This window comes from Micromonospora vinacea, assembly GCF_015751785.1.
GTDB classification, from domain to species: domain Bacteria; phylum Actinomycetota; class Actinomycetes; order Mycobacteriales; family Micromonosporaceae; genus Micromonospora; species Micromonospora vinacea.
This window is the reverse complement of record NZ_JADOTY010000001.1, coordinates 6,404,248-6,423,980: the sequence shown is the minus strand read 5'-3', so window position 1 is coordinate 6,423,980 and position 19,733 is coordinate 6,404,248. Positions and strand designations below refer to the sequence as shown.

General features: G+C 69.5%; 19 protein-coding genes and 1 pseudogene. 7 read left to right on the top strand and 13 right to left on the bottom strand.

Going from position 1 to position 19,733, the window contains the following annotated elements; all coding sequences use genetic code 11:
• Positions 1-56: 56 nt before the first annotated feature.
• Positions 57-656: a hypothetical protein gene (locus tag IW249_RS30010; protein ID WP_196923857.1), complete on the top strand. Its 600-nt coding sequence runs from the start codon at positions 57-59 to the stop codon at positions 654-656.
• Between the two features lie 164 nt (positions 657-820).
• Positions 821-2,083: a prolyl oligopeptidase family serine peptidase gene (locus tag IW249_RS30005; RefSeq protein ID WP_196923856.1), complete on the top strand. Its 1,263-nt coding sequence runs from the start codon at positions 821-823 to the stop codon at positions 2,081-2,083.
• Between the two features lie 49 nt (positions 2,084-2,132).
• Here IW249_RS30005 and IW249_RS30000 read toward each other — a convergent pair whose 3' ends face one another.
• From IW249_RS30000 to IW249_RS29990, 3 genes are all read right to left on the bottom strand, one after another.
• Positions 2,133-2,654, bottom strand: a complete 522-nt coding sequence (locus IW249_RS30000; protein WP_196923855.1) for a hypothetical protein — start codon at positions 2,652-2,654, stop codon at positions 2,133-2,135.
• Between the two features lie 117 nt (positions 2,655-2,771).
• A complete protein-coding gene (locus IW249_RS29995; RefSeq protein WP_196923854.1) occupies positions 2,772-4,430 on the bottom strand; it encodes an RICIN domain-containing protein in 1,659 nt (552 codons plus the stop codon).
• An 8-nt stretch (positions 4,431-4,438) separates the two neighbouring features.
• The gene (locus tag IW249_RS29990) at positions 4,439-5,953 is read right to left on the bottom strand and encodes a family 43 glycosylhydrolase (protein ID WP_231392708.1); all 1,515 of its coding nucleotides are present in this window, start codon (positions 5,951-5,953) and stop codon (positions 4,439-4,441) included.
• A gap of 259 nt (positions 5,954-6,212) precedes the next feature.
• On the opposite strand from IW249_RS29990, the gene IW249_RS29985 reads away from it, so the two are divergent.
• On the top strand, positions 6,213-6,647 hold the full coding sequence (locus IW249_RS29985) for a glutaredoxin domain-containing protein (RefSeq protein WP_196923853.1): 435 nt from the start codon (positions 6,213-6,215) through the stop codon (positions 6,645-6,647).
• 13 nt (positions 6,648-6,660) lie between these two features.
• Here the strand turns inward: IW249_RS29985 and IW249_RS29980 are convergent, their stop codons facing one another.
• Entirely contained in the window at positions 6,661-7,848 is a 1,188-nt protein-coding gene (locus tag IW249_RS29980; RefSeq protein ID WP_196923852.1) for an amidohydrolase family protein, read from the bottom strand.
• A 188-nt stretch (positions 7,849-8,036) separates the two neighbouring features.
• Here IW249_RS29980 and IW249_RS29975 point away from each other — a divergent pair, with 188 nt between their 5' ends.
• Positions 8,037-8,264 carry a hypothetical protein gene (locus IW249_RS29975; RefSeq protein WP_196923851.1) on the top strand — a complete coding sequence of 76 codons (228 nt, stop codon included), beginning with the start codon at positions 8,037-8,039 and terminating at the stop codon, positions 8,262-8,264.
• Positions 8,265-8,362: 98 nt separating this feature from the next.
• Positions 8,363-9,316: a cyclase family protein gene (locus IW249_RS29970; RefSeq protein ID WP_231392707.1), complete on the top strand. Its 954-nt coding sequence runs from the start codon at positions 8,363-8,365 to the stop codon at positions 9,314-9,316.
• Here the strand turns inward: IW249_RS29970 and IW249_RS29965 are convergent.
• The 6 genes and pseudogenes from IW249_RS29965 to IW249_RS29945 form a co-directional block, all read right to left on the bottom strand.
• The gene (locus IW249_RS29965; RefSeq protein ID WP_231392706.1) at positions 9,294-9,962 is read right to left on the bottom strand and encodes a hypothetical protein; all 669 of its coding nucleotides are present in this window, start codon (positions 9,960-9,962) and stop codon (positions 9,294-9,296) included. The two genes, IW249_RS29970 and IW249_RS29965, sit on opposite strands and share 23 nt — an antisense overlap.
• A gap of 18 nt (positions 9,963-9,980) precedes the next feature.
• Positions 9,981-10,145: pseudogene (locus IW249_RS35275) on the bottom strand (CPCC family cysteine-rich protein); the annotation flags it as partial.
• 123 nt (positions 10,146-10,268) lie between these two features.
• On the bottom strand, positions 10,269-10,964 hold the full coding sequence (locus tag IW249_RS29960) for a hypothetical protein (RefSeq protein WP_231392705.1): 696 nt from the start codon (positions 10,962-10,964) through the stop codon (positions 10,269-10,271).
• Positions 10,965-11,020: 56 nt separating this feature from the next.
• The gene (locus IW249_RS29955) at positions 11,021-11,560 is read right to left on the bottom strand and encodes a hypothetical protein (RefSeq protein WP_196923849.1); all 540 of its coding nucleotides are present in this window, start codon (positions 11,558-11,560) and stop codon (positions 11,021-11,023) included.
• Positions 11,557-12,084 carry a hypothetical protein gene (locus IW249_RS29950; protein WP_196923848.1) on the bottom strand — a complete coding sequence of 176 codons (528 nt, stop codon included), beginning with the start codon at positions 12,082-12,084 and terminating at the stop codon, positions 11,557-11,559. Before IW249_RS29950 ends, IW249_RS29955 begins: the two co-directional genes overlap by 4 nt.
• The gene (locus IW249_RS29945) at positions 12,081-13,100 is read right to left on the bottom strand and encodes a hypothetical protein (RefSeq protein WP_196923847.1); all 1,020 of its coding nucleotides are present in this window, start codon (positions 13,098-13,100) and stop codon (positions 12,081-12,083) included. The genes IW249_RS29950 and IW249_RS29945 overlap by 4 nt, the downstream gene beginning before the upstream one ends.
• A gap of 231 nt (positions 13,101-13,331) precedes the next feature.
• Here IW249_RS29945 and IW249_RS29940 point away from each other — a divergent pair, with 231 nt between their 5' ends.
• Positions 13,332-15,806: a M14 family metallopeptidase gene (locus IW249_RS29940; protein ID WP_196923846.1), complete on the top strand. Its 2,475-nt coding sequence runs from the start codon at positions 13,332-13,334 to the stop codon at positions 15,804-15,806.
• Positions 15,807-15,903: 97 nt separating this feature from the next.
• Here the strand turns inward: IW249_RS29940 and IW249_RS29935 are convergent, their stop codons facing one another.
• Positions 15,904-16,371 (bottom strand): cupin domain-containing protein, encoded by a 468-nt coding sequence (locus IW249_RS29935; RefSeq protein WP_196923845.1) that lies wholly within the window; start codon positions 16,369-16,371, stop codon positions 15,904-15,906.
• A gap of 110 nt (positions 16,372-16,481) precedes the next feature.
• Between IW249_RS29935 and IW249_RS29930 the strand changes: the two genes are divergently transcribed.
• Positions 16,482-16,958 carry an RrF2 family transcriptional regulator gene (locus IW249_RS29930; RefSeq protein WP_231392704.1) on the top strand — a complete coding sequence of 159 codons (477 nt, stop codon included), beginning with the start codon at positions 16,482-16,484 and terminating at the stop codon, positions 16,956-16,958.
• 11 nt (positions 16,959-16,969) lie between these two features.
• Here IW249_RS29930 and IW249_RS34550 read toward each other — a convergent pair whose 3' ends face one another.
• Together IW249_RS34550 and IW249_RS29920 are read right to left on the bottom strand one after the other, a co-directional pair.
• On the bottom strand, positions 16,970-19,120 hold the full coding sequence (locus IW249_RS34550) for a ThuA domain-containing protein (protein WP_372433051.1): 2,151 nt from the start codon (positions 19,118-19,120) through the stop codon (positions 16,970-16,972).
• Between the two features lie 227 nt (positions 19,121-19,347).
• Positions 19,348-19,701: a VOC family protein gene (locus tag IW249_RS29920; protein WP_196923843.1), complete on the bottom strand. Its 354-nt coding sequence runs from the start codon at positions 19,699-19,701 to the stop codon at positions 19,348-19,350.
• Between the last annotated feature and the right edge of the window lie 32 nt (positions 19,702-19,733).

Genomic DNA, 19,733 nt, shown 5'->3' with positions numbered 1-19,733 from the left:
CCGGTCGGCGATCCTGCTCGGGTGCAGAGCGCACTGATCGAACCATTGGAGGTCATGTGTCCGTACATCTCAAGTCTCTGGTCCTGGCCCTGACCGTGCTCGCGGCGACGCTCACCGTCCCGGCGGCGGCCGCGTCGGCGGCGCCCGACGTGGCCATCTGCAAGACGAAGGCGTCCTGCGCCGACGGCGGCCTGCGGGCGACGTCGTCGGGCAAGGCGGCGCGCACCACGGGTGACATCACGACAAACGCGATCCCGGTGCCCACGCCGCCGGCGTTTCCGCCGGGCACCCCCTGCTACCGCGAGGAGGTCTCCGAGCAGGTCTACGAGACAGCCACCTACACCACCATCTACGAGTTGTACTTCCAGGCGAGCGTCTGCCTGTTCTCCAACGAGATCGTGCTGTACGGCCTGGACACGTCCCTCTCCTTCCCCAACGACGTGCAGGACCCTCGACTGACCTCGATGCGGTTCGTCGTGCGCGACCAGATCGTCACCTACAGCCCGACCGAGAAGGACGGGTACTCCGAGCTGTGGGTGACCTTCTGCCCCGACCCGGCGCAGCCGAGCACCTGTCAGCGGTACCTGCACCGGCTGGGCCTGATGTTCAACCCCGCCTGGGTCTACCCGTTCTCCGTGTTCGAGCGACTGAGCTGACGGTGTCGGGGACGGCGTTGCGCTCATGATCGATCAGGGCGTCTCCCCGGTGGCTCGTGGGGCGCCCTGATCACCCGTGCCGGCATCGGTTGCCAGCGGATCACCACCACGTTACGTTGAGATGCCATCGACGAAGGTCTACATCGCAAGGTACGGGGGCCCGCATGTCGTCTGTCACTCGTCGCACCGTTCTGGCCGGTGGGGCCGGTGCCGCCATCGGCCTGGCTCTGCCCGGCGTCGCCGCCCACGCCGACGGTCACCAGCCCACCAGCGTGAGCTTCACCCTCGACGCCAGAACGCTCGACGGCGGTGAGCAGGTCACCTCGGTCACCCTCGACACCGGCCGGCTCGGGCCGATCGACCCGGCCGGGCTGACCCCCGGCACGTTCAGCGTGCACGCCAGGGCCACCAGCCCGATCCCGATCGCTCCCGGGGACCAGATCTTCAGCGAGTACGACCTGGACCGCACGGTGACCGCGGCCCGGCTCGACCGGCACGGAAACATCGTGCTGGACTTGAGCCACGCCGAGGGTCAACCCGGCGGTGGCACCCTCGGCTACATCCTGAGCAGGGGCCGCAACGTCCGGCTGGACCTCGTCTACACCATCACGCAGAACACCCCCATCGTCGGGCGCCGCGGCGCGCCGATCACCATCACCCGCTTCGTGCAGGCAGGGCTGTCGAACCCCGAGGTGGACGCCTTCAGCTACCACATCTCGGGCTCGGGTATGAAGTACCGGCTGTACTCGCCCGACCACTCGCCCCGGCACGGCCGGCGGCCGCTGATCGTCTGGCTGCACGGTGGCGGCGAGGGTGCCTCGCTGCCGGACGACTACTACGACAACGAGACCACGCTGCGGGCCAACCGGGGTGCGCTCGGCTTCGCCACCCCGCAGGCTCAGCGGATCTTCTCCGGCGCGTACGTCGTCGCTCCGCAGAGCACCTCCTACTGGATGGAGGACGGCCCCCGGTTCGCCCCGCTGATCCGCGAGATCATTCAGGACCTCGTACGCCGCAAGCGGGTCGACCCCGACCGGATCTACGTGGTCGGTTGCAGCAACGGCGGCTACATGTCCCTGGAGATGACCACCACCTATCCCGACCTGTTCGCCGCGTCGGTGCCGATCTGCGGCATCGTCGAGCCGCTCAGCGGGGAGGGCCCGCCGCTGATCACCGACGCCGAGTTGGCGAAGATTCGGACCCCGACCTGGCTGGTCACCTCACGCGACGACGACACAGTGCCACCCGAGACCAACACGATCCACGCCCACGACCTCATCCCGGGATCCCTGATCACCCTGTACGACCACGTCGTCTGGAACGGCTACCAGTTCCCCGGCCACTGGTCCTGGATCTACGTCGCCCGCAACGACCCGAGCCTCAACGGCACCCACATCTGGCAGTGGATGGCCCGCCGCCGTCGGTGATCCGCCCTCCGGGCAGGCCGAAGAGTGCCGCGCCGCCGGCCGGCACGGACTACTTGCGGCGTAGCTCGCGCAACACGCCGTGCCGGCGCACCGCCCACGCGAAGCGCCGGACACGCGGGTGCCACACGAACAGCACCGCCGCCCGACGGATCAGGCCGAACCGGTTGTCGCTCAACTGGTTCTCGATCGCCTGCCAGATCAGCTCGCGCACCTTGGCGCTGGCCAGCACCGCCCGCACCTCACGCCGCACCGCCGGATCCTCGGCCGCCGACGCGATGGCGGCAGCCTGACCCGGCCGGTCCGCCAGCGGCTCCACCGCCGCCGCAACGAGCGGCCTGCGTACCTCGTCGCGCTCCAGCAGCAGCAACACCGCCTCCCGGATCTCGACAGTGTCCAGGGCGGACCGCAGCAGGCTCAGCAGGCTGCGCTCCACCTCGTGGTCATGGTCCGGAACGGACAGGGTGGCCAGCAGCCCCGCGATCTCCTCAAGATCGACGACGTGTCGCACTCCAGAGCGGAACTCCGGCAGCTCCCACGCGACCTGCAGAGCCTTGACGAGGTTGCGGTTCATGGGCCATCCGCTACCCGGAAGCGCCGGCCGACGAAACCCCGTGACCGGTCCGGGCCGAAGCACCACGATCCGGCGCAGGAGCGGCCACTCGAACCCGAGCGGCCGCTCCTGCGCGGGTCAACACCAGGTCAGTGTCGAGTTGACCCGGGTGACGTTGCTGATCGTGTTGTTCGCGCCACCGCAGGGGCTCTGGGTGATGTTGGTGCCGCTGACTGTCAGATTCTGGAACCGGATGCCGGAGGAGATCGGGAACTCGGTCCGGGCCGCGATCCTCACCTCACCACCGCCCGTCACCGTCCCCGACACCCCGGCGATGACCACGTTGTAGCAGTTCTCCACCAGGATCGCGTTGTTCCCCGTGTTCGAGATCGTCACCCGGTCGATCACCGCGCCACCGGACTCGGACACGCAGAAGATCCCTCGGCCACCGCCGGACGCGAGCACGGTTCCGACCCGGATGTTTGTCGGGTACGAGTTGCCCACCCGGCCGTTGCGGTTGGCCATCCGGAACGCCGCGTACCCGGTGCCCGCCCCGGCGCCCTGCGCGTCGACAGTGCCGATCGTGGCGTTGATCGTGTCGTTTAGCAGCAGGCCGGAGTCCCGGGTGTTGCGCGCCGTGACCGTGCCGATCGTCAGACCATCCACGCCGTACGTCTCCACCCCGTGGGTGCCGGTCCCCGACACGTACACGGTGTCGATGCGGATGTTGCGCACCTTGACCGCCCGATCCCCACCATGGTTGTCGATGCGGACGCCCAGACCGGCCGAGAGCCGCATGTCGATCTGCCCGAGGGTCAGGTTGTTCACGTTGCGCATGAAGATCCCGTACAACGGCGAACCGGTCAGCGTGAGGTTCTGCACCTCGACGTCAGTGGTTCCCCGGGAGTACACCGGTGCCTGGTCACCCGAGCCGGACCCGGTCACGTTGATCGTGCCGCACACGGCCAGTGTCGTGTACGACGGCAGCGACAACCGCGAGCCGGCGCTCACCGAGCCCGAGCCGCGAACCACCACCCGCTGCTTCGACGTACGCCCCGCCGAGAGCGAGTTGACCGCCGCCTGCATCGCCGACAGCATGTCCGAACCCGAGTAGACAGTCGACGAGCCGTTGCGGGCCGTCCAGGTGCTCCCGCTCAGAACCGCCTCGGCGTTGGTCGACCCGCTGCCACAGCCGGTGGTCGGCGGTGTGCTGCCACCTCCGACCGCGATCAGCTGCCACTGCTGGTTGGTCCCGTTGAGGTCGGCGTACTGGCTGATCCGGCCGCCGTCGGCAGTGGACCGCTCCCAGACCTCAAGTGCCTTCGCCGAGTGGCGGTTGATCAGACGTACATGGCCGCTGTCGGAGTCGAGAACCTGGAACTGCTGGTTGGTGCCGTTGACATCGGACCACTGGCGGTACTCGGCGCCGTCGGCGGTGTTCCACTCCCACAGGTCGACGACCTTGCCGCTGTGTCGGGCCTTGAGGCGGTAGTAGCCGCTGCCGGAGGAGACGAACTGGAACTGTTGCCACGCGCCGTCGTTACGGGACCACTGCTGGATCACCGCGCCGTCCGCGGTCGAGGTGTCCCGGACGTCGAGGACCTTGCCGCTGTTCCGGTTGACCAGGACGTAGTAGGCGTTGGTGTCGATGCTCGCCGCCGCTGCCGGCGGTGCGCTGATGAGAACGGCACCGGCCGCGCCGACCAGCATGGTGATCATGGCGAGCACCACTGCGGTACGCCGGCCGCGTTTGATCGACCCGCCGCCGAACGGTCTTCTCGTGATGGTGAAGGGCATCGCTCCTCCTACTCCAGGTGGAAGGTGGCCGAGGCGCGCTCGGCGCTCGAACCGACCGCCTCGATGTAGAGCAGTCCGTCACGGTGGCGCACGTGGCGGCCCGGGAAGTTCTGCGACTCCAGGGAGATCCCCGCGCTGTCGGCGAGGCCGGCTTGGCGACGGAAGCTCGCGTCGCCGCCGAAGAGCGCCGAGCCGTCGTTCTTTTCCACGTACAGCGCGTAGCCCCGGTGGCGTAGGTAGTAACCGGGGAAGTTCGTCGACTCCAGCGACACCGATCCGCCGCCGGCGAGGCCGGTGACGATGCGGAACTGGGAGTCGGCCAGGTTGGCCACGTTCGGCTCGATCCGTGCCCGGTAGTCGTAGTGCCGGATGTAGCTGCTGGCCTGGTCATGTGAGCGCAGCCGCACCGGTGTGGCCCCGTCGGGCACCGGGATGCCGAAGTTCGGCGTGCCGTCGGCGTTCCAGTACACCTTCTGCAGCCGCGTGCGTCGGTTCGGGTCGTTGAGCGGGTCGCCGGTGATGTCGCGGTAGTTCCGGTCGTGGTAGACGAGGATGTCGCTCTGCCCGTCTTCGGAGACGGTGAACGAGTTGTGGCCGGGGCCGTACTGGCTGGTGGCCGCGTTGCTGGCGAACACCGGGCTGGGGCTCTTGCTCCAGGAGGCGGCGTCGAGCAGGTTCGCGGTGGCGGAGGCGCTCAGCATCCCGAGGCAGTAGTTGGCGTCAGTGGCGCTGGCCGAGTAGGTCAGGAAGATCCGGCCGTTGCGTTGGATCACCGCCGGGCCCTCGGCCACCCGGTAGCCGCGGGTCTCCCAGTCGTACGTCGGCACGACCAGCCGGGTCACCGTGCCGGTGATCTGCCACGGGTTGGCACCCATCCGGGCGAGATAGACGTTGGAGTTGTTTCCGATCGAAGGCTCCTGCTGTGCCCAGGTCAGATAGCGCACCCCGTTGGCGACGAAGGTCGAGGCGTCCAGGCTGAAGGTGTCCCAGGGTGTCGTGATGCGGCCGCGTTCCGTCCACGAACCGGTCAGCGGATTGGCGTTGGCGTTCTCCAGCACGTACATCCGGATCCGCCACACGTCGTCGGTGCGGCCCGCTGCGAAGTACACGTACCAGCGGTTGTTGATGAAATGGATCTCCGGCGCCCAGATGTGGGCACCCATCTCTCCGCTGGTGTGGCGGTTCCAGATCGTCGTCTCCGCAGCCGTCGCCAAACCCTGCAGTGTGGTGGCCCGGCGCAGCACGATCCGGTCGTACTGCGGCACCGTCGCGGTCAGGTAGTAGTAGCCGTCGGTGTGCCGGAAGATGTGCGGGTCGGCCCGCTGGTTCACCAACGGGTTGGTGTAGTTCACGGACGGTGCGGCTTGCGCCGGCCCGGCCACGGGCAGGCCGGCCGACACGGCGAGGACCACCAGCACCGCGGCCAGCGCCGACCGGAGACACCGGGAGCCGCTGCGGCCGGCGGGCTCCCGGCGGATGGCTCGGCGGGTGTTCGGGTCGGTTCGAGGGGATGGCAGCGGCATCTGTCCTCCGCGGGATTGGGAACGGCCATTGACCAGCACCTGTAGCACCGCGGCGACGCCGTAGCCGAGCCGGTCGACGCCGCGCGGCGACGTCGGGCAGGGCCGGGGGAGAGGCGCGAAGGGCTGGGAATGTGACGGTGGCGTTGCCACCAGGTGGCGGAGTTCATGTTGGCGTTAACATCGATATCTGTCAAGGTCTGGCGGTCGCTCACCTGGCCGGAACAGCGGGCATCGCGTACCTGGAGGTAGGGTCCTCGACGTGCTTCGACGGTGGGTTCCGGCGATCCTGGTGGCGGCGTTCGGCGTGCTGGTGGCGGTGACGCAACTGACGGCCGGTCTGCCCGTCGTCGGCGGCGTCGAGTTGTTGGTCTTCCTGGCGTTGGCGCTGCTGCTGTCGCCGTGGGCCTTTCCCCGCTCGATGGGCGCCGACGAGGCGCAACGGGCCAGCGCGGTGGACGGCCGGCCGATCGTCTACTGGCGTCCCGGCTGTCACTACTGCCTGCGGCTCCGGTTCTCCCTCGGCCGGCTCGCCCGGCGGGCGCACTGGGTCGACATCTGGCACGACCCGGCCGCTGCCGCCGCCGTTCGGGCGGTGGCCGGCGGCAACGAGACGGTGCCCACCGTCGTGCTCGGCGATCGGGCTGTGGTCAACCCCGACCGGGCCTGGTTCCGCGAGCAGCTCCGCGCGTCCTGACCCGGCGAGACCCTCATCTCACGAGGTCACCGGCGAGGTACACCGCGAGCGGACGGCGCAGCAGAGTGATGTCGCTCGTCGGATCGCCGTCCACGATCAGCAGGTCGGCGTCGAACCCGGGGCGGACGCGGCCCTTGCGTCGCCCCAGGCCACACACCTCGGCGCCGACCGAAGTCGCCGCGGCGAGGGCGGCGGTGGCGGACATGCCGCAGACCACGTACTCGACGAGCGTCTCGGGCAGGATCCCGTGCGGCTTCGCGGGGCCGAGGCCCGCGTCCGAACCGGCCACCAGGCGGACCCCGGCCCGGTGCAGGGTGGCAACGCCGTCCCGCAGCGCGGCCTCGCTGAGCCCGGCCCGCGCCGCCATCTCCACCACCTCCGCTGGCGTGACCACGGCCGGGTCGGTGCCGAGCGTGGCACAGACCGCCACCCCGGACGCGGCCAGTCGATCCGCGAGCTCTGGGGGAACACGGGCGCCGGCCGCGGTGACGCAGGTGCAGTGCTCGATGCCGTCCACACCGACGCGCAGCGCCTGCTCGACCGCGCTGAGCGCGTGCGCGTGCGCGGTCACCGGCAGGCCCAGATCGTGGGCCTGCGTCAGCGCGGCGGTCAGCTCCTCGTCGGTGAACTGCGGTCTCGTGGTGTCGGTGCCCGGGGTGAACACCCCGCCGCTGGCCATGACCTTCACCAGATCGGCGCCGACCGCCGCCCGCAGACGTACGGCCTCGCGGAGCCCGTCGACACCGCTCGCCTCACCCCCCAGCGACCAGCAGTGCCCGCCGACGCTGGTGAGCGGTGCGCCCGACCCCACCACCGTCGGAAGGTCGTGACGCACCCCCCGATCCCGCCAACGGAGCACCGCGTCACGCCGGTCGCCCAGGTCCCGGACCGTCGTGACGCCGGCCGCCAGGTGCGTACGCAGTGATGCCTCGACGACCCCGTCGAGGTCCGACTCGGGACGATCGGCGAGCCGGCCGAGCGCGTCGGGCCCGGCGTCGGCGCACAGGTGCACGTGCGCGTCGACCAGGCCGGGCAGCAGCGTGCCGTTCGGCTCCTCGCGCACCGACCAGCCTTCCGGCGCCTCGGCGTTACCCAGGTGAACCTCGGCGATGCGCCCCTCGTCGAGCAGGACCAGCACCCCGCCGTCCACGAGCCGTTCGCCGTCGAACATCCGCGCCACCCGGACAGCACGCTTCGTCATCGTCACTCCAACCCGCCCCGCTCGGCCGCAACTGCCAGCACCGACGCCCGCGACCTACCCGCCACTGCCGGCCACCGGTCATGGCCTGACCATCGCACCACCGCACGGCGCACAGCCTCCCCCGCCAGAGCGATATCTCGTCCCCTGCCGGGTTAGCGGCCTGCCGAGACATTCCTGCGGGTCGAAGGGTGTTCCTCTCGTCGTACCTCGATGGCATCATGCTCAGCGTCATCCCGGTGGCGCGGTGGTACTCCCAGCTGGAGAAGGAGCAGCACCAGCTGACGAGCGAATGGGTGTCGCTCGCCCGGTTCTCCCTGGCCGACGAGTTCTACTACGGCAGTTTCGTCATCCGCCACGACGACCTGGCCGCCGGTCGGCTGAACGAGGCGCTCTCCGTGACCGAGTTCAGTGAGTAGAACAGACCTGCGCTGCCTGCGATCACCCGTCGATCAAGCGGCGGGCTACCCTGACCGGCGGTGCCTCGAACCGCGTGACCAGAGGAGTCGGTGCTGACATGACGGCAGGACGACCGATGCCGACCCAGGACGACGTGCTCGGGTACTTCGACACGCTGTCGAACTGGGGGCGGTGGGGCGACGACGACGAGCGCGGAACGCTGAACCACATCACCGACGATGTCCGGCTCGCGGCGGCGCGGGCCGTGCGGCACGGCAGGAGTGTGTCCTGCGCGTGGGAGGTCGCCGCACCGGCAGACATGGAGCGGTCGACGACGACGTGCCCGTGCACCGCCGACATGCCGGGTGCGGAGAACATGCCGCCCGCCTTCCACGCCGACCGGCGCTGGGGCTTCTCGTCCGAGCGGCTCGGCATCTCGTACCACGGCAACACCATCACCCACCTCGACTCGCCGTGCCACATCTACTGGGACGGCACGATGTACAACGGGCGGTCGCACTCGTTTGTCGACGCCGCGACGGGCTCGGCATGGGCGGCTGTCACGGCGGCCGCGACCGGGATCGTCACGCGTGGTGTCCTGCTGGACGTCGCGGCGGCCCGCGGTGTGCCGTGGCTGGAGCCGGGGGAGGGCGTGTATCCCGACGATCTCGTGGAGGCCGAGCGTCGCCAGGGTGTGCAGGTGCGACCCGGCGACGCGGTACTCCTGCGGACCGGCTATGGCTGTTTCCGGCACGAGAACGGTGCGGCCAGCGGCTTCACGCAGGCCGGCTGGCACGCGTCCTGCCTGCCGTGGCTGCACGAACGGGGCGTGGCGCTGATCGGCGCTGACACGCCCCAGGACGTTCAACCGTCGGGGTACGACGACGTGTTGATGCCGGTCCACGCCGTGAGTCTCGTCGCGATGGGTCTGTGGATGCTCGACAACTGCGACCTGGAGGCGTGCGCGACGACGGCTGCCGAACTCGGCCAGTGGGACTTTCAGCTGGCGGTCGCACCGGTCCGCTTCTCCGGCACGTCCGGCAGCCCGGTCAACCCGATCGCCACGTTCTGACCGGGGACGCTGCCTCTGTCGGCGCCTCGGCGTTGCCGGACCATCGTGTGATGATCGAAGCGGTGATGTAGTAGCCGCCTTGGCTGTTCATGGTCGCCACGTGGAGATCCACCGAGGCCGGCGTGATTTGCAGCAGGTGAGCCTCCCAGCGCTGGTAGCGGAGGTCCCGCAGCCACACATCTTCGAGTTCCGCTGCGACCTGGTGCGGCGACGCGGCTTGTTCGGCGAGGCAGTGGGCGGTCAGTTGACGGGCAGGGTCCGCACTGCTGGACACGGTCACCTGTCGTATCGATCGGCAGCGCCAGAGGTAGTGGTCGAAGTCGATCGCCATGCCAGAGAGGTTGTCAGGATCGGCAGGCGGCGTCGCGTCGGCGACAGCACGCACGGCAGCGACGAACCCGACGACCTGATTGTCGCCGTCCTCACCATAGGTGAGGGCGCTGGGTGTGACGTCCTCCCACCAGGCTCTCAGGGTGCGGCGCCGCCACCAATACAGGACCGTCCGATCGTCCGGCCACGGGGCCAGAATCCCGCCGCGTGGCTCGAACCGGTCGCGGCGATCATCGATGCGCCGCCAGAGGGGTTCCCGCTCGAAATCGGCTACGTCGGCGCGGGTCTGCGTACGGCTGGCATCGGGGCTGGACACGGACGGAGTGAAGCTCCGCTGGGCATCGAACAACGAGCGTTCGTTCGCGCCGCCCGTCCGATACGGCCAGCGCAGTTGGTAGACGTCGTCCTCCCACCCGCACACGGGACAGATCTCATGAGAACCCGGTGGCTCCGAGAGCGTGCGATATCCGCAGCACACACAGGGGTACGCGGGCTCCATGCCGCTAAGCGTGCACTAGGAATCTCGTCGAGTCCTGCGCTTTTTGAAGCGCTGGCTGCGCGGAATTGCCGCTGCGAAGCGGTCAGCAGCTGTGGGCTCAGCTCGGGTCCATGACGGGCCGGGTCAAGATCTCAGCGGCGTACCCCCTTTGTCAGAGGCGAGCCACTGGCCGAAGTCCTTGTCCCGGTAGGCGGTCGCGAGGGCGAGCCACCCCAAGAAGAAGCCGCTGCCGCCGCAGGTGGTGCTGCCGCCGTCGCCGCCGCACACGGTAGTGCGCTCGATGGTCGCCTCGTGCCTGTACGGATCTTGCCCGATCGTCAAACCCCACAGGTTGGTCTCGCGGTGGCGTGCCGACTGGCTCACGCCGTCCAGCTGAGCCCTCTTCGACGCGATGAGGTTGAGCACCCGGGGGTCGTCCGGCGTCAGCGAGACCTCGCAGGGGTTGAACGCCTCCACGGCGACCAGCATCGCCGGCAACTCGACGCTGCGCACTGGCGAGGTCGTCGCGTCGACGTACTCGGCCAGCGGTGGAAGGCCGTACTCCTCGGCGCTGTCGGCGTAGCTGGCCAGCTGGTGAGGGGTGGGCCGGAAACGGGCCGCGTCGTGACCGAGCGTGGGTCGGCCGCCGGGCACCAGCGCGAACCGCATCCCGTCCCGCTCGAACAACGCCACCCGGTGCGACCGCCCCGCGTACACCGTGTCCTGAAGGCCGACCGGCACGGTCAGACCGTGCCGGTCGGCGATCTCCTCGGAGAGGCGGCGCGCAGCCCCGTCGGCGAGGTCGTTCCACTGCGCGACAGTGAGATCGGCGTACGACACCGCGCAAGGATAGGACCGGACGCCCCGCTCCCGCAGGGGCGATCCTGGCGGAACCGTTACGACCCGAACGCGTAGCCGCCGGGTCGGACCGGGTAGCGAACGAGGTTGTACGGGGCGGTGTCGATGCAGTACCGCTTGGCGGGTCTGTTCGGATCGCCGCCGGCCTGGAGCGTTTCGATCTGGTCGGCTCGACCCGGACCGCCCTCAATGATCTTGATAGCGAAGACGTGGTTGACCATTGGGCTGCCGCCTTCCGGGACGACAGCGGTTACCAGTGCGGTGTCGCCCACCACGCTGACGCACGTCACCTCGGCGTGTCCCTCGCTCGCCACGCTCCCGTCGGGCAGCGCGTGCCGGAAGCGGAACACGCCGTGGCCTGTCCCGTGGCGATCGACCCAGCCCAGGACGCCGAACCGGATCTGATGATCGACCAAGCCGGGCTCGTCGTAGACGAAGCCGCCGACGCCGGCGATCCACGCGCCCGGCGTGGCCGGCACCTCGGGTGGGTCCTGGTCGTCGGCCCGCGCCGATGCCGGGGCACCGACCACCGTCACGACCCCGGCGAGTATGGCGACAAGCAACCTGCGGATTGTCATGGCTTCTCCATTCTTCGAACAATGGCTGCGCGCCGGCCGTAGTCGGCCGCCACGGCGATGACGAGCGGTCCCCACCCGAGCATCGGGGCGTAGTAGCGGAGCACCTCCCAGCCGGGAGCCGGGTGCACCGGTTCGTCGTCGCCGATGCCTACCCAGGTGCTCTGCACGAGGTGGAACCTCTGGTTCAGAAGGAAGTAGACGCAGATGGCGACGAGCGACCAGCCGCCGATCAGCGCGACGCGCACGACCGGACGCGCGGGGACGCGGCGGCCTCCGACGCGGGGCAACCAGTGCGGAAATCGCTGTCCCCACCTGTGCACCAGCCCGAGTGTCAACAGGGCCAGTCCCATCGACAGCACGGACAGGAAGATCATGTACCACTGTGTGACCGCATCGTCGGTGAACACCAACGACAGTCGCCAGAGTGCGGACGGCAGGACGCAGAGCGGTACGGCGTAGGCGGCCCAGACCGCCCACCGTGGCGGGACGGCGGTCGAGACGCGGGCAGTGTCGGTGGTGCTCATGGGTGCTCCGATCCTGGAAGGTCGGTCATGGAGGTCTTGGCCGAGGTGGTGAGGGCGTAGCCGGTGGTGGTGACGGCCAACGACACTCCCCAGCCGAGGAAGACCAGCAGCGTGGCGGTGACGGCCCATCCGTCCCACACGTCGGACCAGCGGGTGTCACCTGCGAGTAGTTCCCCGACGAGCACCGCGATGCTGAGCACGCCGTAGGTGACCAGCGTGAGTGCCACCACGCCGGCCGGGATCACCGCCAGCCGTCGGGGGACCTGTCGACCGTGGAGTCCCGGCACCCAAAACGGAAACTGCTGCCCCCACCGCTGTACCAGCCCGAGAACGAGCAGGCCGGCGAGCGGCGGGACGAGCGTGATCGCCACCCCCGTCGGCGTGGAGAGGTCCCGCTCGATGTCGTTCAGTGCCCGCTCGGAGATGCCGACCGGCATGCCGAGCACCCACAGCGCGTGGGGCACGGCCCAGCCGACCACGGGCAGCGCGACGGCGACGTACGCCCAGCGGCGTGTCCACCGTGGCACCGGTCGGTAGCCGGCGGCGACCGGTCCGCGCCGGGGCCCGGATGCATTCGCGAGCCCGGCGAACAGGACGCCACCGGCCACCAGTACGAGCCGGGCTCCGAGGTCACGCCAATCCGAGGGCCGACCCGCCAGCGCCGCCGGGACCTCGAAGACCAGGTGCAGCGGGAACGCGACCACCAGGAGCAGCGCGGCCGCAGCCCAGCTACCGGCGGTCGCCCACTTGCCGGGAAACCGGACCGTGCAGCCGAGCACCACCGCGAGGCCGACGCCGACTCCCAGCGCTCCCCACCCCGACCAGAACGGCACCGTCACGACCTGGTCCGCGCCGCACCCGCCGGCCGGGTCGACAAGTTCGGTGCGATCGCAGGCGGTGTATCCCCACCGGCCACCCGCGATCCAGTACAGCCGCTGCGCCACCGCGGCGGCGACGAACACGACGCACGCCAGCGCCCACGGTCTGGTACGGCTCGGTTTCTCGACGACAGCCATGGACCAACGATCGCTGGCTGCGGGTCAGCTCTCCTCCCCGACAGATGGGGAAGGGCTCCCTCCGCCGGGGGACGGGTCGACCGGGGGACGGACGCGCGGAGCGGGATCGGCGGCGGTCGCCTCAAGGAATGCTCAAATTCGATCGACGTGAACCGCTGCGGCCCTGATCGCACATACGCTCACCGGACCCGGCCCGCCGGCAATCACCCGTCGTAAGCAGAAGGAGGGGATATGCGGCGTCATCAACGGCGTATCGCGCTTCTCGCACTGTCCACCCTGGTGGGCAGCGTCCTCGTGACGACCGGCCCCGCGGGCGCGGATCCCACGGGGTCGTCAGCCGCCGCCAGCCGATCCCAACCTGAGGATCGTGAATCGGTACGCCTCGTCCACATCCGGCTGACCGGCGCTGACATGCTGGACAAGGTGGCCGCGGCCGGCTTCGACCTGGAGCACGGCCTCCGGCGCGTGCCGAACGGCATCGAGGGCGAGGCGGTGGTGAGCGCCGAGCAGGTCACCGAACTCACGGCGATGGGCGTCGAGGTGCTCGGCGACGACGCCGGCTTCGCCTGGAGCGACGAGGCCGATGGCGGCATCGGCGTGGCCAGCGCGCGGACGGTCCAGCCGGCGAACCACGAGGCGACGGTACGGGTCGTCCGCGCGGACTGGTTCACCACAAAGGGGCAGGGCTTCCTCTACGTCGAGGCGCGGACCACCGAGGGGCAACAGGCGGACCCGATCGTCGGGATGCAGGTGGAGAACGACTCGGGGAAGGGCACGCCGTTCGGCTTCGCCCGGACGATGAGCCGGTTCGTCGACTCCGGGCAGTACATGTTCCACCGGAACCTGTTCAAGCTCGACGTGCGCCCCAGCAAGATCCAGGTGACGAGCTCCACCGGTGGCGTCACGACCGGCGTCGTCTCCAACTGGTTGGAGGACGCCCCGCCGCCGCTGACGGCGAACCCGTCCTACAAGTCGGACTTCGTGGACGGCTACCGGCATCCGCAGCAGCTCTACAGCCGCGCCAAGGAGATCGCCCGCCAGTACCCGGACATCGCCGAGATCGTCTACCTGCCGAACCAGACGAACGGGTACCAACGCAAGGCGCAGGCCCAGATCGGCGGCACCGGGCAGGCGGCGGTGGTCGTCACCTCGGCGGCGTGGGGTCACCAGGGCGGCAACGACATCACTGTGGACTTCGTGGACCGCCCCGACCCGGATCTCCCGCTGGCGGTGGAGGTCACCGGCACGGCGGTCCGTGTCCTGCTCGCCACTGACGCCTCGGGTGCGCCGACGAGCACGGCCGCCGAGGTGGCCGAGGCGCTGCGGACCCGCTCGGCGGGGCTCATCGACCGTGCGCACCCGTACCGCACCAACGAGGGCACCGGCATCGTCGCACCGACGGCCGGGCCGGTCGCGCTGACCGACTTCCTCGACCAGAAGCGGGTCGGCGCACCAGCGGGGGAGGTGCCGCGTGGCCCGGCCACGATCCCGGTCCTGCGGATCGGCAAGCACCGTGACGGTAAGAAGCCTGGTGTCCTCATCCAGGCGCAGGACCACGCCCGCGAGTGGGTGCCGGCGACGACGAGCCTGGAGTCCGCCGAACGTCTGGTGCACAACTACCGGTCCGACCGGGAGACGAAGAAGATCGTCGAGAACACCGACGTCTTCTTCATCCTGTCGAACAACCCCGACGGGGCGAACTACAGCTTCTACAACTTCGCCTCCCAGCGCCGGAACCTGACCAACCACTGCCCGGACGCCAACGCCGATCCGGGTCGACGCAACTCGTGGGGCGTGGACTTGAACCGGAACTACCGGGTCGGGTCGGGGCACGACGGCTACGCGGGTGCGTCGACCAGTTGCGTCAGCGACACCTACCAGGGCCCGGAGGAGCTGTCCGAGCCCGAGGCGAAGAACATCGTCTGGCTGGTCGAGAAGTACAAGAACATCAAGTTCATGATGTCGGTGCACTCCAACGGCGGTCAGCTCTTCTGGCAGCCCGGCGCCTACATCGCGGACGGCCGGATCACCACGCCGCGTCCGCCGCTGGGTGACGAGGCGTTCTACTGGCAGTCCGCCGCCCGGATCCTGTCGCAGGTCAAGGCGCACCGGGAAACCGTCGTCACGCCGGAGAACGTCGGCGGCTCGTCCGACGTCCTCTACTCCTCGGCGGGCAACGTACGCGAGGACCTGTACCACACGTACGGGATCTACGCGTTCGGCTGGGAGGTCGGCGGCTCCGTCTACAACCCGGCTACCGGTGCCTGGCAGGGCGGTTCGTTCCAGCCGGAGTGGGATGGCAACCCCGAGCTTGTCAGTGGTCACGCCGAGACGATGGAGTACGCCAACGGGATCATGGAGATGTTCCGGGTCGCGGCGGACTGGGGCAGGGACAAGAAGGACCCGACATCGCAGCTGGTTCCGGGCGCGGGGCGCTACTCCGGGCCTGTCGACGTGCACTTCGAGACCAGCGAGCCGGCCACCATCTACTACACGACCGACGGCAGCCGACCCACGCTCGAGTCACCCCGCTACGCGGCGACGGAGTTCCGTGAGCCGGGGCAGGTGTTCCACGTGACCGAGACGACGACGTTCAACTGGTTCTCGGTCGACAGCGCCGGCAACATCGAGAAGAACTACGACCCGACGAAGAACGACAGGCGCGACAACTACCGCACCGCGACGATCAGGATCGCCAAGAGGTAGCGCCAGTCCGACAGTCGTTGCCCCGTCGGTGCGGTCGCCCGCGCCGACGGGGCAACTGTCGTCTGCGGTCACCGTCTGCCCGGGCAGGTCGCGCCGGTCAGCCTCGTCGGCCGGCCCACAACGGGCTGTCCACGTAGTGGTTGTCGTAGCGGTCCTGGGTTTCGCCGACGTCCTGCCAGGTGGCTTCGCCCCGGTGCACCTTGTCGAGCAGTCGGTAGTAGTCGAACCGGGGCTTTCCGGGGGTGATCACGACGAGGAAGTCGGCGTCCCGGCCGTCGGCGGGGGCGAAGGCGTGCGGGGTGTTCGGCGGGACGAAGAGCGCGTCTCCCTGGTGAAGGGTGTGCAGTTCGTCGTCGACGAGCATCTCGAGGGCGCCGTCGAGCACGAAGAACAGCTCACCGGAGTGGATGTGCAGGTGCGGGGGCGCACCGTCAGTGCCGTGCTTGAGCACTGTGCGGTTGCTGGTCAGGGCGCCGCCGGTGTGCTCGGGGTCGAGGAGCAGTGTGATCACGCTGGCCGGGTCGCTGTCGAGAACCTCGGCCTGGGCTGCGCGTACCAAAGTCATTGTCGGCTCCTTCGTCGTCCGTCGATTCCTAGACACTAGATGTCCAGGATCTGCCGACGCCAGCGATCATGGTGATCGTCACAAATCCTGGACAGGTAGAGTCCAGGAATATGCGGATGAGTCAGGGCGTCGAATGGGCCCTCCACACGTGCCTCAATCTGAGCTGGCTGGACGCCCCGGTGCCGACCAGCACCCTCGCGGCGTTCTACGAGCTGCCGCCGGCGTACCTGAACAAGCAGCTCCAGGCCCTGGCCCGGGCCGGGATCCTCACCTCGACCTCGGGGCCGCGCGGAGGCTTCCAACTGGCCCGGACTCCGGCGGCGATCTCACTCCTGGACATCGTGGCCGCGATCGAGGGCCCGGAGGAGCTGTTCCAGTGCGACCAGATCCTCCGCAAGGGCCCGGGCGAGCACACGGGTGTCGACTATCGACAGTCCTGCGCGTTCGCCCAGGCCATGCGGGGTGCCGACCTGGCCTGGCGGCGAGAGTTGGCCGGCAGGACCGTGGCCGACGTCCGGGCCGACGTCGAGCGCGGGCACCCCGAGGCCCCGGCCGACACCCGGGCCAGGATCGCGGAACTGCGCTAGCCGGCTCACGCTCAGCTGCCGTGGACCTCCAGCTCCCACAGCGAGTAGCCGTACGCGGGCAGGGCCCGCTGGGTGCCGTGGACGCGCAGGTAGCGGCCGGTGGCCGAGATGGCGATGTCGTCCACACCACCGTCGCCAGTGGTCGTGGTGTGCACCGGCGTCCAGGTGAGGTTGTCCGGAGAGACCTGGATCTGGTACGCCCGCGCGTACGCCGCCTCCCAGGTCAGCCGGACCCGGTCGAGGGTGCGGGAGGCGCCGAGGTCCACGGCGATCCACTGCGGGTCGGCGTACGCGCTGCCCCAGCGGGTCGTGGCGTTGCCGTCCACGGCGTTGCCGGCCACGTGTGTGCTGCCCGGCTCCACACTCGACGTGGTGACCGGCCGGCCCCGGGAGAGCAGGGTGCCGCCGGCGGCGGTGCCGTAGACGTTCAGGTCCCACAGCGAGTAGCCCCACTGGGTGGCGCGTTGGGTGCCGTACACCCGCAGGTAACGACCGGTGCCGGTGACCGTGAGGTCGTCGACGCCGCCGTCTCCGGTGGTCGTGGCGTGCACCGGTGACCAGGTGACGTTGTCCGGCGAGACCTGCACCTGGTACGCCCGCGCGTGGGCCGTCTCCCAGGCCAACCGCACCCGGTTGATCGCGTACGTGGCGCCCAGGTCGACGGTGATCCACTGCGGGTCGGCGTACGCGCTGCCCCAGCGGGTGGTCGTGTTGCCGTCCACGGCGTTGCCCGCCGCGTGCACGCTGCCCGGTTCGACGCTGGACGCCGTGATCGGCCGGCCCCGGGCCAGGTCGGTGGCGGGTGGCTCACTCGGGCCGTCGGTCTTGATCCGTACGTTGCGGTAGTTGATGTCCATTCCGGCGCCGTCGTTCTGCAACCCGATGTAGCCGTTGGCGATGGCCCGGCTGCTGACGTAGTCGTTGATCTTGACCCCGTTGAGCCAGATCTCGACCCGCTGGCCGTGCACGCCGATCTCGTAGGTGTTCCAGGAGCCGGGTGGCTTGAGCGCCGCAGCGCGGGCGGCCTGGTCAGGTGCCTGGAAGCTGTAGACGCTGCCGGTGGTGCGCGTCGGGTCGCCGTCGGTGGCGTCGATCTGGATCTCGTGACCGGCGGCGACCGGGGCCCAGGGGTCGCCCTGCGGATCGGGGAAGCCGATGAAGACCCCGCCGTTGTCGTCGCCCGGCATCATCCAGTCGACCTTGAGCGAGTAGTTGGCGAAGGTGCGCACCGGGTACCAGAGCAACCCCATGCCGCCATTCGACGTGAGGGTGCCGTCGGTCAGCGTGAAGCCGCCCGGCCCCGCCTGCCGCCACTGCCCGAGGCTGGCCTGGGTGCCGTCGAACAGCGGGGTGTAGCCGGGCTCCGGCCGGCAGTCGGCCGCCACCGCCCCGGCCGCCACCTGGATGCCGCCGAGCAGCATCCGGGTGAAGTTCGGGTCGGTGTAGCTCTGCTCGGTGTGGCCGAGGCCGGTGTACCAGGAGCGTCCGCCGCCGTAGCTGTGGCACCAGGTGATCGGGTGATCGCCGCCCATCGACCCACCCGTGTACGACGACTCGTCGAGGCTGGCCAGCACCTTGACCGCCGAGCGGGGGTTGGCCCGGTAGTTGTACCACTCGTCGGTGCGGGTCCAGGTCGACGGCAGGTGCGCGGTCGAGGCGTTGGCCCGGTCCTCGGCTCGCACTGTCGCCTGCTGGGTGGCCGGATGCGAGGCGAAGTAGGCGCCGACCAGCCCGCCGTACCACTGCCAGTCGTACTCGGTGTCGGCGGCGGCGTGCACTCCGACGAAACCACCGCCGGCGGCCACGTACGCCTCGAACGCGCCCTGCTGGGCGGAGTTGAGCACATCGCCGGTGGTGCTGAGGAAGACCACCGCCTGGTATTGCGCGAGGTTGGCAGTGGTGAAGGTCGCCGCGTCCTCGGTGGCGGTGACGGTGAAGCCGTTCGCCGCGCCGAGCTGCTGGATGGCGGCGATGCCGTTCGGGATGGAGGAGTGGCGGAAGCCGGCGGTCTTGGAGAAGACCAGGACCTTGCCCAGCGGTGCGGCCTCGGCCGCAGTCGATGCCGTGCGTGCCGCGGTCACTGGTCCAGCCGGTCCGACGGCGACGACGCCACCGGCGAGCAGAACAGCGAGCGCGATTCGTAGCGGCGGCGTCATCTTCATCTTCATCGACACGATCTCCTCTGGATCGTCGCGGATGCAGGTCTCGCACCCCGGGAGTTGCCCCGGTGTGCCCACGTCCGCCGAAACGAGGGCGATGTCGAGACGACGCGGAGCGGTGCCACCGTGCCGGGTTGACGGCTACCGGATGAACATCGATCCACATCGCTGATGTGCAGTTAACATCGGGCTTCGGTGAGGGTCAATCCCCCGGGATTGTCAGCACCGCTTCAGGAGCGGTGCGCCGCCACGTTGATGACGTTGCCGTCCGGGGCGCGGACGAAGAACCTGCGCACGCCCCACGGCTCGGTCGTCAGCGGGTGCACAATGTCGTAGCCGAGCCGCTGTGCCTCGGCATAGGCGCCGTCCACGTCGTCCACCTGCACGCTGATGACCGAATCCTCGGGTGCGGTGGCGTCGCCGGAGACGAGCTGCACGGCCACGTCGGGGTCGGACGAGGTGTAGCGGGCCACCCAACCCAGGTTGAACGCCTCGGTGCTCAAGCCGAGAAAGTCGGTGTAGAAGCCCTTCGCGGCGCTGACGTCAGCCACCGGAAGGTTGGGCAGGATGCGGACGACGCGCATGGAGACCTCCAGCTCAGGCGATCGAGAGCTCC

Excerpts from the sequence above, each read along its gene's own strand:
- IW249_RS29935 (WP_196923845.1), bottom strand. The coding sequence starts at position 16,371 with ATGACTTTGGTACGCGCAGCCCAGGCCGAGGTTCTCGACAGCGACCCG.
- IW249_RS29970 (WP_231392707.1), top strand. The coding sequence starts at position 8,363 with ATGACGGCAGGACGACCGATGCCGACCCAGGACGACGTGCTCGGGTAC.
- IW249_RS34550 (WP_372433051.1), bottom strand. The coding sequence starts at position 19,120 with ATGAAGATGACGCCGCCGCTACGAATCGCGCTCGCTGTTCTGCTCGCC.
- IW249_RS29930 (WP_231392704.1), top strand. The coding sequence starts at position 16,482 with ATGCGGATGAGTCAGGGCGTCGAATGGGCCCTCCACACGTGCCTCAAT.
- IW249_RS29940 (WP_196923846.1), top strand. The coding sequence starts at position 13,332 with ATGCGGCGTCATCAACGGCGTATCGCGCTTCTCGCACTGTCCACCCTG.
- IW249_RS29945 (WP_196923847.1), bottom strand. The coding sequence starts at position 13,100 with ATGGCTGTCGTCGAGAAACCGAGCCGTACCAGACCGTGGGCGCTGGCG.
- IW249_RS29980 (WP_196923852.1), bottom strand. The coding sequence starts at position 7,848 with ATGACGAAGCGTGCTGTCCGGGTGGCGCGGATGTTCGACGGCGAACGG.
- IW249_RS29995 (WP_196923854.1), bottom strand. The coding sequence starts at position 4,430 with ATGCCCTTCACCATCACGAGAAGACCGTTCGGCGGCGGGTCGATCAAA.
- IW249_RS29955 (WP_196923849.1), bottom strand. The coding sequence starts at position 11,560 with ATGACAATCCGCAGGTTGCTTGTCGCCATACTCGCCGGGGTCGTGACG.
- IW249_RS30005 (WP_196923856.1), top strand. The coding sequence starts at position 821 with ATGTCGTCTGTCACTCGTCGCACCGTTCTGGCCGGTGGGGCCGGTGCC.
- IW249_RS29920 (WP_196923843.1), bottom strand. The coding sequence starts at position 19,701 with ATGCGCGTCGTCCGCATCCTGCCCAACCTTCCGGTGGCTGACGTCAGC.
- IW249_RS29990 (WP_231392708.1), bottom strand. The coding sequence starts at position 5,953 with ATGCCGCTGCCATCCCCTCGAACCGACCCGAACACCCGCCGAGCCATC.
- IW249_RS30000 (WP_196923855.1), bottom strand. The coding sequence starts at position 2,654 with ATGAACCGCAACCTCGTCAAGGCTCTGCAGGTCGCGTGGGAGCTGCCG.
- IW249_RS29950 (WP_196923848.1), bottom strand. The coding sequence starts at position 12,084 with ATGAGCACCACCGACACTGCCCGCGTCTCGACCGCCGTCCCGCCACGG.